The sequence below is a fragment of the Sphingomonas sp. LC-1 genome (assembly GCF_025371035.1).
Taxonomy (GTDB): domain Bacteria; phylum Pseudomonadota; class Alphaproteobacteria; order Sphingomonadales; family Sphingomonadaceae; genus Sphingomonas; species Sphingomonas sanguinis_E.
In genome coordinates, this window is record NZ_JANZXB010000001.1 from 521,663 (window position 1) to 539,218 (window position 17,556).

Consider the following 17,556-nt stretch of genomic DNA (forward strand, 5'->3'; position numbering starts at 1 on the left):
TTGGATTTTACCCTCTCTCGATAGCCTGACGGATGGCGGTGATGCGGGCGGGATCGGTTCGACGCCGTTGACCCGATGCGAAACCCATCGCCTCGATCCGCGAATCCCCCCATGGTTCGCGAATACTGGCGGAGGCATGGACCGCATCGACGCCGGTCCTGGCGATCAGTTGCGCCACATTGTCCGCCGAAACCCCCGACCCGGCGATGATCGCAACGCGGCCATTCGCCGCCGCGACCATGTCTGCGATCACGGCAGCACCTTGCTCCGCCGTCGCCGCGCCGCCCGAGGTGAGAATATGATCATAGCCCAGACCAGCCACCGCCTCGACCGCCGCGACCGGATCGGCGACCAGATCGATCGCGCGATGGAGCACGATCGCCACATCCTTCGCCACGTCGCGCCAGCGGGCCAATATGTCGAGGTCGAGCCGGTGGTCGTCCGCCATCGCTCCGACCACGACGCCAGCGACACCCTGCGCCACCATGCGCCGGATCTCCTCGGTCGCCACGGCGACATCACCCGCGTCATAGCGAAAGTCGCCGTCGCGGGGGCGCACCATCGCATGGACCGGAACGCCGGAGTCCACCGCACAGGCGACCAGCGCCGCCGACGGGGTCAGCCCACCCAGCGCAAGCGCACCGCATAGCTCGATCCGGTCGCCCCCGGCCGCCGCCACGGCGGCAATGCCGTCAGCATCGTCGACGCAAATTTCCAACAGCGTCGATCCACATCGCGACAATGGTGTCGCCATCGCCTGCATCCCCCAGAAAATTATTCAGCCGCCGCTCCGCCCCTCGCCACGGCAGACGCCAGGATTCTGTCATTTAAGCAGCCCAAGACGCAATGCGCCAGTATAATGGTCTCATAAGGTCGACGACAAACTTTTCCCGTTTTCGGACCAATGGCATTTTGGTTACAGACTGGTATGCTTGAAATATAAAGCAGATTGCCGAGGGCAGGGAATCCCTACACCCTCTTATCTTGTAACGCACATCGCCTCGCCGCGCGGCGCGACGCACACAAGGGGGGGGTTCGGCATGTTGGGCGTTCGCACCATGATCCTGAACGACGGTGCGCCGAGCCGATCCTGACAAGAGGGCAGCCCCTGCGGCACCATGATTGCGCCCCTGCTGTCCGCCCGGCCAAGCTGACCGCCTACGCACAGAAGCTGCACGACAAGACCTACTGCCAGATCGAGGCAAGCAGGCACCGTCTGGCCGCCTCCCATAAGAATGATCGGACCTATGCAGCGTCGGTGAGCGTACGTTTCCAGGGGAATGCTTTCACACGACGATGCGAGACAGCCCCGTCGACCATGGGACCGACGGGCTTTTCATCTGCGTGACTTGAAGGAGTCATCGAAATGCTGCGCGTCTGTCACCGATTTGCGACGCAGGCGTAACAGATGACGGGCATGACAGGCGGGACGCCAAGCGTGGGGAACGCCGATGCCGATGACCAGCATAACGATGGATGGTTCGCTGCACGAAGACGCCGCCATTCTCGACTTCATCCCTCGCGCGCCGGTGAGGCCCGAACCCGAAGGCCATGAGCGCCGCCGGTATCGCACCATATGGATCTCGGACGTCCATCTCGGCACGCGCGGCTGCAATGCGGAGATGCTGATCGACTTTCTCGACCATGTCGATAGCGAGACCATGTATCTGGTCGGCGACATGATCGACGGCTGGCGGCTGAAGAAGAAGTTCTACTGGCCCGCCGCGCACAATGACGTGGTGTGGCGGCTGCTCAAGCGCGCCAAGCGGGGCACCCGCGTCGTCTATATCCCCGGCAATCATGACGAGATATTTCGGCAGTTCACCGGCATGGATTTCGGCGGCATCGCCATCTGCCGCAAGGCGATCCACGAGACGGCGGATGGCCGCCGCCTGCTGATCCTGCACGGCGACGAGTTCGACGCGATCACGCTGGCGCATCGCTGGCTCGCCCATGTCGGCGACTTCGCCTATACCGCGCTGATGGAGGTGAACCGCTGGGTCAACATCGTCCGCCGGTGGATGAAGCGCCCCTATTGGTCGCTGTCCAAGCACGCCAAGGCCAAGGTGAAGAACGCCGTCGCCTTCATCTCGCATTTCGAGGAGGTAGTCGCCCATGCGGCGGGTGCGCGCGGCGTCGACGGCGTGGTGTGCGGGCATATCCACACCGCGGAAATTCGCGAGATCGGCGGCGTTACCTATTATAATGACGGCGACTGGGTGGAAGGCTGCACCGCACTGGTCGAGCATTTCGACGGCACGATGGAAATCCTCCATTGGGGCGACGAGATGGAGGCCCGCCGCCAGCAGCCCATGGCGGCCGCCATCGCCGCCTGAGCGAAGGGAAACGGCATGCGCATTGCGATCGTCACCGATGCCTGGTCCCCCCAGGTGAATGGCGTGGTCCGCACGCTGCAGTCGGTGACGGCGGAGCTGCGAGCAATGGGCCATGATCTGTCGATCATCTCGCCCGATCTCTACGCCTCGGTGCCCTGCCCCACCTATTCCGAGATACGGCTGGCGATGCCGGGCCCGGGCGTGGTCGGGCGGACGCTGGGCGCGTTTCGCCCCGATGCGATCCATATCGCGACCGAGGGACCATTGGGGCTGCGCGCACGGCGGTGGTGCCTGTCTCGCGGTCTGCCCTTCACCACCGCCTATCACACCCAGTTCCCCGAATATGTCGCCGCGCGGATCAGGGCGATCAGCCCCGAACTGGTATGGCGCTATGTCCGCTGGTTCCATGCGCCCTCGTCCGCGATCCTGGCCTCGACGCCCAGCGTGGCGGCGGCGCTGGCCGCGCATGACCTGCCGCAAAGCCGCCATTGGGGGCGCGGGGTCGATACCGCCCTTTTCCGCCCCGATGGTCCGCGCGACGCGTTCGTCCGCGCATTGCCCGGTCCGGTACAGCTTTATGCGGGGCGGGTCGCGGTGGAGAAGAACATCGCCGCCTTTCTGGCGACCGATGCGCCGGGCTCCAAGGTGGTGGTCGGAGATGGTCCGGCGCGCGCGGCGCTGGCTGCGGAATATCCGCACGTGCATTTCCTGGGTGCGAAATTCGGCGAGGAACTGGCGGCGATCTACCGTGCGGCCCATGTGTTCGTCTTTCCCAGCCGTACCGACACGTTCGGGCTCGTGATGATCGAGGCGCTGGCCTGCGGCACGCCGGTCGCCGCGCTGCCGGTCCAGGGGCCGCTCGACGTGCTCACCCCCGAAGTCGGCGTGATGGACGAAGCGCTGGACGTGGCCATTGCCGGGGCGCTGAGCCGTGATCGCGACACCTGCGCCGCTTATGGGCAGGGCTTCACCTGGCGGGCGAGCGCGGAGCAGTTCCTTGCGGCACTCGCCCCCATCAACCACCCCCTGCGCGCGGCGGCGTAGCCCCTTCTCGGCATGGGTCATGGCGAAACTCGCCGCACCGTCCCGTTAAGGCCGAAATCCGTTGGGGAGGCGTCAGCAACTTCCCCTCGTGGGCGTGCTTCACCAGATTTGCTGGGCTTCTTGCTCTGGGAAGGTCGGGCCGACACATGCATCAACTTGGAAAACTCCGTTTAACGGGTTGAACCAAGCTTGCCGCCCATGTCATTCATGGGCCTCGCGCGATTCGGTGCGGGGCTTGCCCGCCTGTCGCTGATCCATCGGTCGTGCCGCTTGTCGCCATGGCCGCTCCAACCGCTGCACCCGAAAGGTCCCCGATTGGACGTCGTCACGCTTAGCCTTTTCCTCCTCCTCGCCGTGGTGTTGAGCGGGATCATCTCCCGCCTGCTGCCCTCGGCGCTGCCCCGCCCGCTGGTCCAGATCGCACTCGGCGCGGTGATCGGTGGCATCGCGCAGATCCGGGTGGAGCTCGATCCCGAAATCTTCTTCCTGCTGTTCGTGCCGCCTCTGCTGTTTCTCGATGGCTGGCGCATTCCGAAGGACGAACTGTTTCGCGACGCGGGGGCGGTGTTGGGACTGGCCCTGGGATTGGTGTTCCTGACCGTGCTGGGCATGGGTCTGTTTATCCACTGGATGATCCCGGCCATGCCCTATGCCGTCGCCTTCGCGCTGGCCGCCGTGGTGTCGCCGACCGATCCGATCGCGGTGTCGGCCATCGCGCAAAAGGCCCCCATCCCCAAGCGCATGATGCACATCCTCGAAGGGGAATCGCTGCTCAACGATGCGTCGGGTCTGGTCTGCCTACGCTTCGCGGTGGCGGCGGCGCTGACGGGGGCGTTCTCGCTGACCGGAGCAGGGCTGACCTTCCTGTGGATGGCGATCTCCGGGGTCGGCCTGGGCGTGGGGATCGCCTGGGGCACGATCACCGCCAAGGGGCTGTTCGCGCGCCGTTTCGGCGACGACAGCGGATCGAACATTCTGGTCAGCCTGCTGATCCCCTTTGCCGCCTATCTGGTCGCCGAACATATCGAGAGTTCGGGCGTGCTGGCGGCGGCGGCGGCAGGTATCGCGATGTCCTTCACCAACGTCTCGTCGGGGGCCAAGGCCGCCACCCGCATCCGGCGGCAGGCGGTGTGGGACATGCTGCAATTCACGCTGAACGGCATCATCTTCGTGCTGCTGGGCGAGCAATTGCCGCAGGTCTTCGCCGGCGCGCGCGACACGGTGATGCTGACCGGGCATCACAGCATCTGGTGGCTGGGGCTGTATGTGCTGGCCATCGTCGCGGGCCTGGCGGCGTTGCGCTTCGCCTGGACCTGGGTCGCATTGCGCCTGACCCTGTTCCGACATCGCAACAATCCGCAGCATACCAGTCCGCCGCGCCGTGTCATCACCGCCATGTCGGTGGCGGGCGCGCGTGGCGCGATCACGCTGGCGGGTGCGCTGACCCTGCCGCTGACGCTGACCGACGGCACGCCTTTTCCCGCGCGCGATCTGGTCATTTTCCTGGCATGCGGGGTCATCCTCTCGTCGTTGGTCATCGCCAGCCTGACTTTGCCGCTGCTGCTGCGCGGCCTCGCTCTGCCCAATGAGGATGCCGCCAGCGAGCTCGACCGGACCCGGCTCGCCGCCGCCAAGGCCGCGATCGCGGAACTGGAGCGCCTCCAGCATGAAATGGCCGAGGGCCGCGACGATGCCGACCAATATGTCGAGATCGCCTCGCGCCTGATGGACGGCTATCGCAGCCGGATCGACACGCTGGAGGGCGATGTGGACCCCGATGCCCGCCGCTTCGAGGAGGTGGAGCGCAAGATGCGGTTGGCCGCGATCCGGGCTGAACGGCGGGTGGTGTTCGAACTGCTCAACGCCCGCATGATCGGTTCCGCCACCGCACAGCGGCTGGGGCGCGAACTCGACCTGATCGATACCCGCCTGTCCGCCCAAAGCTGAGCCCGACCATCATCTTTGCGCTTGCGCCAAGGCGAAATTTATCGTGTCTCGCCAATGGAGTTTGCATCAGGGGGGTGGGATGCACGGTAATGTCGGGGAAAGCTGCCTGAATTGTGGCGCGACGCTGGTCGGCCATTATTGCCACGCATGCGGCCAATCCTCGCATATTCATCGCACATTGGGCGCGTGGTGGCATGATTTCAGCCACGGCGTGCTGCATATCGAGGGGCAGGTCTGGCGCACCATCGCCTTCCTCGTCACCCGCCCGGGCGAGCTGACCCGCCGCTATATCGCGGGCGAGCGGCGGCGTTTCCTGTCACCATTGGCGCTGTATCTGTTCAGCGTCTTCCTGCTCTATATCGCCTACTCGATCCTGGGCGGCTTCGCGACGTTGAAGGCCCCCGATACGCAGGAGGCCGCGACCGAAATCCATGCCAAGGCGGTCGAAACCCAGGCGCAGATCGCCGCGCTCGATCGACAGCGTCCTGCCATTGTCGCCAACAAGGGCGATGTCGCCGCCATCGACAAGGAACGTGCGCGCCTGGCCGAACGCTATCGCCAGCTCGATCTGACGAGCGCGGCGCTCGGGGGCGGAGAGGTCGCCGGTGCGCCCTCCGGCAACGCAGAGCATCATGCCCCCGTGATGACCGGCTGGAAATCGCTCGACGAGAAGCTGGCCCATGCCGCGCGCGATCCGGAGTTCCTTTTCTTCAAGATGGAGGCCAATGGCTATAAATTCTCTTGGGCGCTGATCCTGCTGTCGATGCCGTTCATGGGGCTGTTCTTCATCTGGAAACGCGGCGTCGCGATGTTCGATCATGCCGTCTTCGTCACCTATTCGCTCAGCTTCGTCAGTCTGCTGACGGTGGTGATGATCCTGTGGGTGAAGCTGGCGCATCTGCCGGGGGAAGCGATGCTGATGCTAGCCTTTCCGGTGCATCTCTTCGCCCAGACGCGTGGCGCCTATGGTTTGGGATGGGTGACCAGCCTGTTCATGACGGTGGCGCTGTGCGTGATGGCGGCGACCGTTTTGCTGATCTGGGTGATCGGCTTGCTGGCGCTCGGCATCGCACACTGACACCGCCAATCGGTTGCAGCGCCGAGACGAATTGTTTCACACGATAAAAGGGTGGACGCCCCCGATCCGCCTTGTCATGATACCAAAACATACCATGAGAATACCGGCGCAAGATAAGCCGGTAGATTGAAGGGGACGCGGGGTGGCGAGGAAGAGCCTGACGATAGGGGGGATTTTGCCCATCGGCTCGGCGCGCCCCACTCCCTTCGCCAAGCGCGATCGGCGCCCATCTTCCAAGGTCTTTGCCGCGTCGGACCGGCGCCCGCGAAGCCGCCAGCTTTCGGGGAAATCGTCTTGAAACATCGCCTCGGCCTGATCCTGGCCGCGCTCGCCCTTCCCTTCCCCGCGCTGGCCGCACCCAAGACGGTGGCGGCGCTCGATCATTGGCAGGTTCGGATCGACCCCAAGGACGCCGATGCCGCCCGCGCGCATCCACAGGCGGCGAATTGGCTGACCGCGACTGTCCCGGGCAGCGTGCAGCAGGATCTGATTGCCGCGCATATCGTCCCCGATCCCTATCAGGGCGCGAACGAAGCCCCGATCCAATGGGCGGGCCTGACCGGCTGGCAATATCGCACCACGCTGGACGTCACGCCGGAGATGCTGCGCCGCGATCATCTCGACCTGGTGTTCGACGGGCTGGACACCTTCGCGACCGTGACCGTCAACGGCCAAAAGCTGCTCTCCGCCGACAATGCCCATCGTCGCTGGCGCGCCGACGCCAAGCCGCTGCTCAAGGCCGGCGCGAACGAGGTGGTCGTGACCTTCGCCTCGCCGATCAAGACGCTCCAGCCGATGGTGCTAGCCGAGAAGAACCCGCTGCCCGGCGAATATGACTCCCCCTATGGCGACGAGCCCAAGGGCAAGCAGACCTCGCCCTATATCCGCAAGCCGAAGTATCAATATGGCTGGGACTGGGCGCCTCGCATCGTCGATGTGGGCATCTGGCGGCCCGCCCGGCTGGAGGCGTGGGACGCCGCGCGGATCGACAACCTCCGCATCGAGCAGGAGGCGCTGACCGATGCCGAGGCGCGCATCCTCGCCCGCGCCTCGGTGGTCGCCGACCGTACGCAGACCGGCCGGATGGACGTGACCGTCACCGGCCCTGACGGCCGCCGTATCCGGGTAAAGCGCGACGTGGCGCTACAGCCGGGCGAGAACGATGTGGTCGTCCCCGTCTCGATCACCCGCCCACAGCGTTGGCAGCCGATCGGCTTCGGCGCGCATCCGCTCTACACGGTGGCCGCCACGCTGGCGGGCGCGGATTCGGTCGAGAAGCGCACGGGACTGCGCACCGTCGAGTTGGTCCGCAAGGACGGCAGCTTCGGGCTGAAGGTCAACGGCAACGTCATCTTCGCCAAGGGGACCAACGTCATCCCCTTCGACGCCTTCCCCGCGCGCGTCCCTGCCGCGACGGAGCGGGCTATGCTGGAGAAGGCCGCCAAGGCCAATATGAACATGGTCCGCGTCTGGGGCGGCGGCTATTATCCCGAACATAGCTTCTACGACGCCGCCGACGAGCTGGGCCTGATGGTCTGGCAGGACTTCATGTTCGGCGGCAGCGTGACGCCCCCCGACGCCCAGTTCCGCGAGAATGTCCGGATCGAGGCGGAAGAGCAGGTCGCGCGCCTGCAATCGCATCCCTCGCTGGTCATCTGGGCGGGCAATAACGAGGTGCTGTCGGGCTGGGAAAACTGGTCGGATCGCAAGGCGTTCAAGAAGGCGGTCGGCCCCGACGAGCAGGAGCGGATCGGCACCGGCATGGCCGTGCTGTTCGACCGCGTGCTGCGCGAGGCGGTGACGAAGAACTCGCCCGGCATCCCCTATTGGCCGGGCTCCCCCTCGACCGATTATGAGGCACCGACCGACACCGACAAGAATGGCGACCGACATTTCTGGGACGTCTGGTCCGGCTCCAAGCCGATCGAACGCTACACGGATAGCTGCCCGCGCTTCATGTCCGAATATGGCTTCCAGGCCTTTCCCGACCTGTCGACCATCGCGACCTTCGCCGACCCGGCGGATTTCCGCATCGACAGCCCGGTCATGAAGGCGCACCAGAAGTTTCTGGCGGGCGAAGGCAATGAGCGCGTCACCTTCTACTTGAAGCAGAATCTGCGCGATCCGCGCGACTTCGCCGATCTGGTCTACCTGTCCCAGGCGATGCAGGCCCGCGCCATCGGTCTGGCCGCGCGCCATCACCGCGCGTGCCGCCCGGTGACCCTGGGGTCGCTCTATTGGCAGCTCAACGACAGCTGGCCCGCGATCAGCTGGTCGAGCATCGACTGGACCGGGCATGACAAGATGCTGCAGCATGAGGTCCGCCGCTTCTTCGCGCCCCAGACCATCGTTGCGGAGACCAAGCCCGGTGCGACGCGGATCGCCCTGGTTTCCGACGCGACGACGCCGAAGCCGCTCGGCTGGCGCGTCACCGGCTATGGCATGGACGGGCGCAAGCTGGGCTCGCAATCGGGCAGTGCGACCATGGCCGCCGCCTCGGCCAGCGATATCGCTATGATCCCCGACGCGACGCTGTTCGCCGGGGCGGCCCCTGAAGCGAGCTACGCCGTCGCCGAGCTGTTCGACGGCGACACGGTGATCGCGCGCCAGATCGTCGAGCGGAAGGTGCCGCGCGACATGCTCTATCCGGCGCCGGGCATCACCGCGCGCTGGGCGGGAAAGCAACTGACGCTGACCGCGCGCCATCTCGCGCGCCAGGTGCAGGTCAATTTCGGCACCATCGCCGCCGAGCCGTCCGATGACGGCTTCGACCTGTTGCCCGGCGAAAGCATCACGGTCACCATCCAGAGCGACGCGGACGCCGCCACCCTGGCGCGTACGCTTGCCATCTACACCCTCGGTCCGAAGGACGCCCAGTGATCCCCTTCCTTCTCCTTGCCGCCGCCGGTCAGGCCGCTGCCCCCGCTCCCGCCCTTCCCGAAGCCGCGCGCAAGCTGACCGTCGAGCAAAAGGCGGCGCAACTGGTCAACGAGGCCCCCGCCGAACCCGCGCTCGACCTGCCCGCCTATGACTGGTGGAGCGAGGGTCTGCACGGCATCGCACGCAACGGGCCGTCGACCGTCTTTCCGCAGGCGATGGGCATGGCCGCGACCTGGGATCCCGCGCTGATCCAGAAGGTCGGCGACGTCGTCGCGACCGAGGCGCGCGCCAAGTTCAACAGCCAGCCGCTGAACGCCGATCGCGGCCTCTATCAGGGGCTGACCATCTGGTCGCCCAATATCAACATCTTCCGCGATCCGCGCTGGGGCCGGGGCCAGGAAACCTATGGCGAGGACCCGTTCCTCACCAGCCGGATCGGCATCGCCTTCGTGCGTGGCCTGCAAGGACCGGACCTGAAGCATCCCAAGGTGGTCGCGACCGTCAAGCATCTGGCGGTCCATTCGGGACCAGAGGGCGGTCGCGACAGCTTTGACGTGATGGTGTCCCCACGCGATCTGGAGGCGACCTACCTCCCCGCCTTCCGCGCGACGATCACCGAGGGTCAGGCGCTGTCGCTGATGTGCGCCTATAACGCGATCCACGGCACGCCGGTCTGCGCCAATCCGATGCTGCTGACCGAGCGCCTGCGCCGCGACTGGGGTTTCAACGGGCTGGTGGTGTCGGACTGCGACGCAGTCGGCAATATCTGGATGTTTCACCATGCCCAGCCCGATGCGCCTGCCGCGGCGGCGGCCGCCCTGCGCGCCGGAACAGACCTGAACTGCGGCAAGGCCTATCTCTCGCTACCGCAAGCGGTCACGCGCGGCCTGATTTCCGAAGGCGAGATCGACACCGCACTGGCTCGCGCGCTGGCGGTGCGGCGAATGCTGACGGTCGACAGCCCCTGGAACCGGATCAAGCCCAACCAGCTCGGCACCGCCGCCAACCGTGCGCTGGCGCTGGAGACGGCACGCAAGGGCATCATCCTGCTCGACAATCCGAACGACCTGTTGCCGCTCAAGGGCAAGCGGATCGCGGTCTTCGGGGCCAATGCCGATGATCTGGGCGTGCTGGAGGGCAATTATCACGGCACCGCGATCAACCCGGTGACGCCGCTCGAGGGCATTCGCGCGAAGTTCGGTCGCGACATCCGCTACGCCCAAGGATCGGTGCTGGCCGAGGGCGCCTTTGTAGGCGTGCCCGAGACGGCGCTGTCGAGCAACGGCAAGACCGGCCTGACGGTCGAGACGATGGGCGCGAACGGCCAATGGGCGGCCAGCGGACAGGATCGCCGCATCGACTTCAACTATACCAAGACCGCGCCCTTCCAGCGCCGCTGGACCGGCACGCTGACCCCACCGGGTCCCGGCCAGTATCGCTTGCGGCTCGATGGTCCGGCCTGCTGGCACGCCTGCCCCGCGCATGATGCGGTCAAGCTGTATGTCGACGATCAGCTGGTCATCGACGACGTGATCGGCGGCAAGAAGCTGGAAACCACGATCGACGGCACCGCGCCGCGCCGCATCCGGGTCGAGATCGATCACAAGGGCGGCGACGAAGGTTTCCGCCTGCAATGGCTCCCGCCCGCCGAAGCGCTTCAGGCCGAGGCGCTGAAGGTGGCGGGCGACGCCGATGTGCTGGTCGCGATAGTCGGCCTGTCGCCCGATCTGGAGGGCGAGGCACTGGGCGTCTCGGTCCCCGGCTTCGCAGGCGGCGACCGGACCGACATCGTGCTGCCCGAGATGCAGCGCAAGCTGCTCGCCGCGCTTCAGGCGACGGGCAAGCCGGTGGTCGCGGTGGTCGTCTCGGGCTCGGCGGTGTCGCTGGGGGACATCAAACCCGCCGCGACGCTGGCCGCCTTCTACCCCGGCGCCGAGGGCGGGACCGCGCTGGCCGAGATTCTGGCGGGTGACGTGAATCCCTCGGGCCGTCTGCCGGTGACCATCTATCAATCGACCGCCGACCTGCCCGCCTTTGCCGATTATGGGATGAAGGAGCGGACCTATCGCTACTTCACCGGCAAGCCCGCCTGGGGCTTCGGCCATGGGCTCAGCTATACCCGGTTCGATTACGGTCAGCCGACCGTGACGGCAAGCGTCGCGGCGGGCCAGCCGGTCGAGGTCGCGGTGCAGCTTCGCAACACCGGCGCGCGAGCGGGTGAGGAAGTGACGCAGGCCTATCTCGTCCCCCCCGCCACGGGCGAGACGCTGGTGATGACCGACCCCGTGCTGCAACGCCAGTTGGTCGGCTTCACGCGCGTCGCGCTCAAGCCCGGTCAAGCCGGAACGGCGCGCTTCACCATCGATCCGCGCCTGATGAGCCAGGTCTGGCGCGACGGCAGCCGCCGTATCCTGCCGGGCACGTACAAGCTCTATATCGGCGGCGGCCAGCCGGGTGACGGCGCGGGCCAGTGGACGCAGTTCACCGTGACAGGCAACGCTCAGGATCTGCCGAAATGACGCCCAACCGCCGCGAACTCATGGCTGGCGCTGCGGCCTTCGCCGCGACGCCGGCCTTCGCCGCCGCACCCGGCTTCGTCAGCAAGCGTCCCCCGGTCGCCGAGCGCCGCTTCGTATCGAAGGCGGTCGAGGCGGAGATCACCCGCATCTCGAAGATGATCGCCGATCCCGAACTCCGCTGGATGTTCGGGAACTGCTATCCGAACACGCTCGACACCACCGTGCTGTCGCTGGGCGAGGTGAACGGCAAGCCGGACGCCTTCGTCATCACCGGCGACATTCCCTGCCTGTGGCTGCGGGATTCGGCGGCGCAGCTAAGGCCCTATCTGCATCTGGTGAAGCGCGATCCCGCGCTCGGGCGGCTGTTCCGGGGGCTGATCGGGCGGCAGGCGCGGTCGATCCTGATCGACCCCTATGCCAATGCCTTCATGCAGGACCCGAACGCCAAAACGAACCTAAGCTGGGCGTTGAAGGACGATACCGAGATGAAGCCCGGCGTCGCCGAGCGGAAGTGGGAAATCGACTCGCTCTGCTACGCGATCCGGCTGGCGTACGGCTATTGGCGCGAGACGGGCGACGTGACGCCGTTCGACGCGGAGTGGAAGGCCTCGGCGCGGTCGATCGTGAAGACCTTCCGCGAGCAGCAGCGCAAGGACGGCCTGGGCCCCTATCGCTTCCGCCGCTCCGCACCCGAGCCGACCGAGACGCTCTATCGCGGCTATGGCCTGCCGACCCGTCCCAACGGTATGATCCATTCGGGCTTCCGCCCCTCGGACGATGCGTGTCTGTACGAACAGTTCATCCCCGCCAATCTGTTCGCGATGACGACGCTGCGCGAACTGGCGGCCCTGTCGAATGCGGTCGGGGAGCCGATGCTGGCACAGGACGCGACCGCGCTCGCTGGCGAAGTGGAAGCCGCGCTTAGGCAGCACGGCACCATGACGCTGCCGAACGGACAGACGGTCTGGGCCTATGAGGTCGATGGTTACGGCAATGCCGTTTTCATGGACGATGCCAATGTCCCCTCGCTTTCGGGGTTGGCCTATCTCGGCTGCGTCGACCCGGCCGATCCGCTGTGGCAACGCACCGTCTCCGCGTGTTGGAGCAAGGACAATCCCTGGTATTTCGAGGGGGCCGCGATCAGCGGGATCGGGGGTCCGCATACCGGGCCGGGACAGGTCTGGCCGATGTCGGTCATCACCCGCGCGCTGACCTCGACCGATCCGGCATTGCTGCGCGACAGCCTGGCGATGATCCGTCGATCGCATGGGGGGACCGGCTTCATTCACGAAGGGGTCGATATCAACGACCCGACCAAGTTCACACGTGACTGGTTCGCCTGGGCCAATGGCCTGTTCGGGGAACTGATCGTCCACATCGCGGCGACCCGGCCGCAGGTTCTTCGAGAGACGTTCGCATGATGTTCAGCCGCCGCTCGCTCCTCGCCGGGACCGCGCTCGCCGCGCTTCCCCTTCGCGGCGTCATGGCCAGCCTGCCCGCGCTGCCGACCCGGCCCAACCTGTTCGTCGGGACGGGCGGCGATGGCCATACCTATCCCGGCGCGGTCCTGCCCTTCGGCATGGTGCAGTTGAGCCCCGATACCGATGTCGAGCGCTGGGACACCTGCTCGGGCTATCACCATGGCGACAGCTCGATCATGGGGTTCAGCCATACCCATTTGTCGGGCACGGGGATCGGCGACATGCTGGACGTGCTGGTCGTGCCGACGCGGGGGGAACTGAAACTGGTGCCGGGTCCGCTGTCCGACCCGGACGCGGGCTATCGCCAGCGTTACTCCGACGAGATGGCCGAGCCCGGCTATTACCGCGTCAAGCTGGAGTCCGGGGTGCTCGCCGAACTGACCGCGACGGAGCGGACCGGCTGGCATCGCTACACCTATCCCAAGGGGCCCGGCCATGTCCTGATCGACCTGTCGCATCTCGTCCTGGACAAGACCGACGAGAAGCCGCTGATCACCGATGCCGAGATCACCATCGAACCCGATGGCACGATCACCGGCACGCGCCGCGTGTTCCGCTGGGCCAAGGGGCGGCGCATCTTCTTTGCGATGCAATTGTCCAAGAAGCCGAGCAGGATCCAGCTTTACGGCGACGGCGATACGCCCGCCACGGGCACCGCCGTCAAGGGCAACCGCCTGAAGGCCGCGCTGCATTTCGACGAATTGGGCGATGCGCCGCTGCTGATCCGATGCGGCATTTCGGCGGTCGATGTGGCAGGAGCCAAGGCCAATCTGGCGACAGAGGCCTCGCATTGGGATTTCGGTCGCGTCCTGGAAACGGCGCAACGCCATTGGGCGACCGCGCTGGGCGGTGTCCGGGTCGAGGGCGGGACCGAGGATCAACGAACGATCCTGGCCTCCGCCAATTACCATACGCTGATCGCGCCGACGCTCTTTTCGGATGTGGACGGGCGCTATGTCGGGCTGGACGGACAGGTGCACAGGCTGCCCGCCGGGCAGTTCGCCTATAGCACCTTCTCCACCTGGGATACCTATCGCGCGCTGCATCCCTGGCTGATCCTGACCCAGCCCGAGCAGGCCAGGAAGCTGATCGAGGACGTGATCCGCCAGACCCAGCAAAGCGCCTATGGCCCGCCGGTCTGGACGCTCCAGGGCAAGGAGACGGGGATCATGATCGGCTGGCACGGTACGCCGATCATGGCCGAGGCGATGGTGAAAGGCATTCCGGCCGACTATGCCGCCGCCTGGCCCGGCATCGCCAAGCGCAGCTTCGACTTTTCCGCGCCCGATCTGGACAATAGCAAGGGCCGCGACCTGTATGACGCCAAGGGCTATGTCCCCGCCGACATCTGGTTCGAGAGCGTCAGCCGGACGCAGGAATATGCCTATGACGACTGGGCCGCGTCGCACATCGCGCGCAAGGCGGGGGCCACCGCGCAGGCCGACCGGTTGCTCAAGCGGTCGGGCAATTGGCGCAACGTCATCGACCCGACGATCGGCTTCGCCCGCCCGCGCTTCAACGACGGCAGCTGGTGGAAGGATTACGACCCCATCCAGCTCGGCCATATGCCCAAGCCCTGGTCGCGCGACTATACCGAGGCCAATGGCTGGCAGGCGACGTTCCTCAACCAGCATGACGTCTATGGCCTGATCCGCCACATGGGCGGCAATGCGAAGTTCGAGGCCAAGCTCGACGGCCTGTTCAACGCGCCCTCGACCCTGCCCAAAAATGCGCCGCCAGACATTTCCGGACTGGTCGGCCAATATGCGCATGGCAACGAACCGGACCAGCACGCGGCCTATCTCTATGCCTATGTCGGCGCGCCGTGGAAAACGCAGAGGATGGTCCGCCGCCTGCTGACCGAGATGTACAAGAACGCGCCCGATGGCATCATCGGCAATGACGATTGCGGCCAGATGAGCGCGTGGTTCCTCTTCTCCTCGCTCGGCTTCTACCCGGTCGATCCGGTCAGCGGCGCCTATGTCTTCGGCGGACCGCTGTTCGACCGGGCGCAGGTGGCGATGGGCGGGGGCAGGACGTTGACGGTCGAGGCGAAGGGCAATGGCCCGGACGCGCCTTATGTGCAGTCGGTGACATGGAATGGCCGCCCCTGGACCAAGAGCTGGATCGACCATGCCACCCTGTCCCGGGGCGGAACCCTGTCCTTCACCATGGGCGCGCAGCCGAACCGCGCCTTTGGCCGCGATCCGAAGGATCGCCCGCCTTCCTTCGACTACAAGCCCGCCTGACCTTTCCCGGAGCCGCATTGAAGATGATCGATTTCTCCCGCCGCGCCGTCCTCGCCTCCGGGCTGGTCGCGTCCGCCACGCCCGCCATGGCGAAAGCCGGACCGGGTGCACCCGCCCCCTATGGCGCCATCCCCTCGGCGCGGCAGTGGCGTTGGCATCAGCGCGAGCAATATGCGTTCATCCACTTCGCCATGAACACCTTCACCGACAAGGAATGGGGTTATGGCGACGAAGACCCCAAGACGTTCAATCCCAGTGATTTCAGCGCGGACCAGATCGTCGGAGCGGCCAAGGCAGGCAATTTGAGGGGCATCATCCTGACGGCGAAGCACCATGACGGCTTCTGCCTGTGGCCGACCCGGCTGACGGAGCATTGCATCCGCAACTCGCCGTACAAGGACGGAAAGGGCGATATCGTCCGCGAGATGTCGGACGCCTGCAAGCGCGCCGGGCTCGCCTTCGGCATCTATCTGTCGCCCTGGGACCGCAATCGGGCCGATTATGGCCGCCCGTCTTATGTGGAATATTTCCGCAAACAGGTGGTCGAACTCTGCACCGGTTATGGCGAGCTGTTCGAATTCTGGTTCGACGGCGCCAATGGCGGCGATGGCTATTATGGTGGTGCGCGCGAGACGCGGCAGATCGACGCGCCCAAATATTACAACTGGCCATCGATCATCGCGCTGGTCCATCAATATCAGCCCATGGCGTGCACCTTCGATCCGCTGGGTGCCGATATTCGCTGGGTCGGCAATGAGGACGGCATCGCGGGCGATCCCTGCTGGCCGACCATGCCGAACCACCCTTATGTCCAGTCGGAAGGCAATTCGGGCGTGCGCGGCGGCGCGCTGTGGTGGCCCGCCGAGACCAACACGTCGATCCGGCCCGGCTGGTTCTATCACGCCGACGAGGATTCTAAGGTCCGGACGCCTGAGAATCTCATCGGCTATTTCGACACCTCGGTCGCGCGCGGCACCAATATGAACCTGAACCTGCCGCCCGACCGGCGCGGCCGTATTCCCGATCAGGACGTGAAGATTCTGAAGAGCTTTGGCGATGCGATCCGCGCCAGCTTCGCGACCGACCTGGCGCAAGGCGCGGTGGCGAGCGCCAGCCATGTGCGCGGCAAGGGCTATGAAGCGACCAAGGTCCTCGACGGCAACCGCGACACCTATTGGTCGGCCCCCGATGGCGTGACGACGCCCAGCCTGACGCTCGACCTGCCGCCAGGGCGCCGCTTCGACCTGATCCGCATCCGCGAATATCTGCCGCTCGGCGTGCGCGTCACGCGCTTCGCGGTGGATGCCGAGGTGAACGGCCAGTGGCAGCAGCTTGCCGAGCATGAGTGCATCAGCGCGCAGCGGATCATCCGCCTGCCCGCCCCCGTCACCGCGCGCCGCGTCCGCCTGCGCATCGTCGAGGCGCCCGTCTGTCCGGCGATCAGCGAGGTCTCGCTGTTCCAAAGCGTCGCGCCGGTGCCCGTCCCCGCGATCGTCTCGAGCGACCCGACCGTGCTCGATACCAAGGGCTGGACCATCGTCTCGGCCAGTGCGCCGGGCGCGGAAAAGCTCCTCGACAATGACGCCAAGACCATCTGGACGCAGCCTGCGCCGACGCCGGGCAAGCCCGCCAGCGTCACGGTCGATATGGGTCAGGTCCGCGATGTCGCGGGCTTCAGCCTGACCCCCTCGCGCCAGGTCATGGTCGATGCCGCCCCGCCACGCGGCTATGTCGCGGAGACGAGCGTCGACGGGAAGAGCTGGACCCCGGCGGGTTCGGGCGAATTCTCCAACATCGCCTATGCGCTCTCGACCCAGCGCCTGCCCTTCACCAGCGTCCGACCGGTCCGCTATCTGCGGCTGACCTTCGCCGAAATGTCCAAGCCGGCCGAAAAGCTGGCGATCGCCGGGATCGGCGGCTTCACCAAGCGGTAAATCCACGCCGCTCATCATCCCATCCGCGAGGGCGGGGTGGCGAGCGGCACCATCCGGTCGGAGCCGCGTCGCAGCGGTTCGTCCACGA

At 66.0% G+C, this 17,556-nt stretch carries 10 protein-coding genes; 9 read left to right on the top strand and 1 reads right to left on the bottom strand.

Annotated elements, in window-relative coordinates:
• Window positions 1-7 precede the first annotated feature (7 nt).
• Window positions 8-718: a copper homeostasis protein CutC gene (locus NZL82_RS02475; protein WP_261268181.1), complete on the bottom strand. Its 711-nt coding sequence runs from the start codon at window positions 716-718 to the stop codon at window positions 8-10.
• A 733-nt stretch (window positions 719-1,451) separates the two neighbouring features.
• On the opposite strand from NZL82_RS02475, the gene NZL82_RS02480 reads away from it, so the two are divergent.
• The 9 genes from NZL82_RS02480 to NZL82_RS02520 all read left to right on the top strand — a co-directional run bounded on the left by NZL82_RS02480 (window position 1,452) and on the right by NZL82_RS02520 (window position 17,468).
• Window positions 1,452-2,336 (top strand): UDP-2,3-diacylglucosamine diphosphatase, encoded by an 885-nt coding sequence (locus NZL82_RS02480; protein ID WP_261268182.1) that lies wholly within the window; start codon window positions 1,452-1,454, stop codon window positions 2,334-2,336.
• A 15-nt stretch (window positions 2,337-2,351) separates the two neighbouring features.
• Window positions 2,352-3,380, top strand: coding sequence for a glycosyltransferase family 1 protein (locus tag NZL82_RS02485; RefSeq protein WP_261268183.1), 1,029 nt, complete (start codon window positions 2,352-2,354; stop codon window positions 3,378-3,380).
• 315 nt (window positions 3,381-3,695) lie between these two features.
• Window positions 3,696-5,327, top strand: a complete 1,632-nt coding sequence (locus tag NZL82_RS02490) for a Na+/H+ antiporter (RefSeq protein ID WP_261268240.1) — start codon at window positions 3,696-3,698, stop codon at window positions 5,325-5,327.
• 79 nt (window positions 5,328-5,406) lie between these two features.
• Window positions 5,407-6,405 carry a DUF3667 domain-containing protein gene (locus tag NZL82_RS02495; RefSeq protein ID WP_261268184.1) on the top strand — a complete coding sequence of 333 codons (999 nt, stop codon included), beginning with the start codon at window positions 5,407-5,409 and terminating at the stop codon, window positions 6,403-6,405.
• Between the two features lie 294 nt (window positions 6,406-6,699).
• Window positions 6,700-9,285, top strand: a complete 2,586-nt coding sequence (locus tag NZL82_RS02500; RefSeq protein WP_261268185.1) for a glycosyl hydrolase 2 galactose-binding domain-containing protein — start codon at window positions 6,700-6,702, stop codon at window positions 9,283-9,285.
• Window positions 9,282-11,804, top strand: coding sequence for a glycoside hydrolase family 3 C-terminal domain-containing protein (locus NZL82_RS02505; RefSeq protein ID WP_261268186.1), 2,523 nt, complete (start codon window positions 9,282-9,284; stop codon window positions 11,802-11,804). Before NZL82_RS02500 ends, NZL82_RS02505 begins: the two co-directional genes overlap by 4 nt.
• Window positions 11,801-13,225, top strand: coding sequence for a glycoside hydrolase family 125 protein (locus tag NZL82_RS02510; protein ID WP_261268187.1), 1,425 nt, complete (start codon window positions 11,801-11,803; stop codon window positions 13,223-13,225). The genes NZL82_RS02505 and NZL82_RS02510 overlap by 4 nt, the downstream gene beginning before the upstream one ends.
• Window positions 13,222-15,534 (top strand): GH92 family glycosyl hydrolase, encoded by a 2,313-nt coding sequence (locus tag NZL82_RS02515; protein WP_261268188.1) that lies wholly within the window; start codon window positions 13,222-13,224, stop codon window positions 15,532-15,534. Before NZL82_RS02510 ends, NZL82_RS02515 begins: the two co-directional genes overlap by 4 nt.
• A gap of 23 nt (window positions 15,535-15,557) precedes the next feature.
• Window positions 15,558-17,468: an alpha-L-fucosidase gene (locus tag NZL82_RS02520; RefSeq protein ID WP_261268189.1), complete on the top strand. Its 1,911-nt coding sequence runs from the start codon at window positions 15,558-15,560 to the stop codon at window positions 17,466-17,468.
• The last annotated feature ends 88 nt before the right edge of the window (window positions 17,469-17,556 follow it).

What these genes read in the sequence shown, in the direction of transcription:
- NZL82_RS02485 (WP_261268183.1), top strand. Translation starts at nt 2,352, where the DNA reads ATGCGCATTGCGATCGTCACCGATGCCTGGTCCCCCCAGGTGAATGGC.
- NZL82_RS02480 (WP_261268182.1), top strand. Translation starts at nt 1,452, where the DNA reads ATGCCGATGACCAGCATAACGATGGATGGTTCGCTGCACGAAGACGCC.
- NZL82_RS02520 (WP_261268189.1), top strand. Translation starts at nt 15,558, where the DNA reads ATGATCGATTTCTCCCGCCGCGCCGTCCTCGCCTCCGGGCTGGTCGCG.
- NZL82_RS02495 (WP_261268184.1), top strand. Translation starts at nt 5,407, where the DNA reads ATGCACGGTAATGTCGGGGAAAGCTGCCTGAATTGTGGCGCGACGCTG.
- NZL82_RS02510 (WP_261268187.1), top strand. Translation starts at nt 11,801, where the DNA reads ATGACGCCCAACCGCCGCGAACTCATGGCTGGCGCTGCGGCCTTCGCC.
- NZL82_RS02515 (WP_261268188.1), top strand. Translation starts at nt 13,222, where the DNA reads ATGATGTTCAGCCGCCGCTCGCTCCTCGCCGGGACCGCGCTCGCCGCG.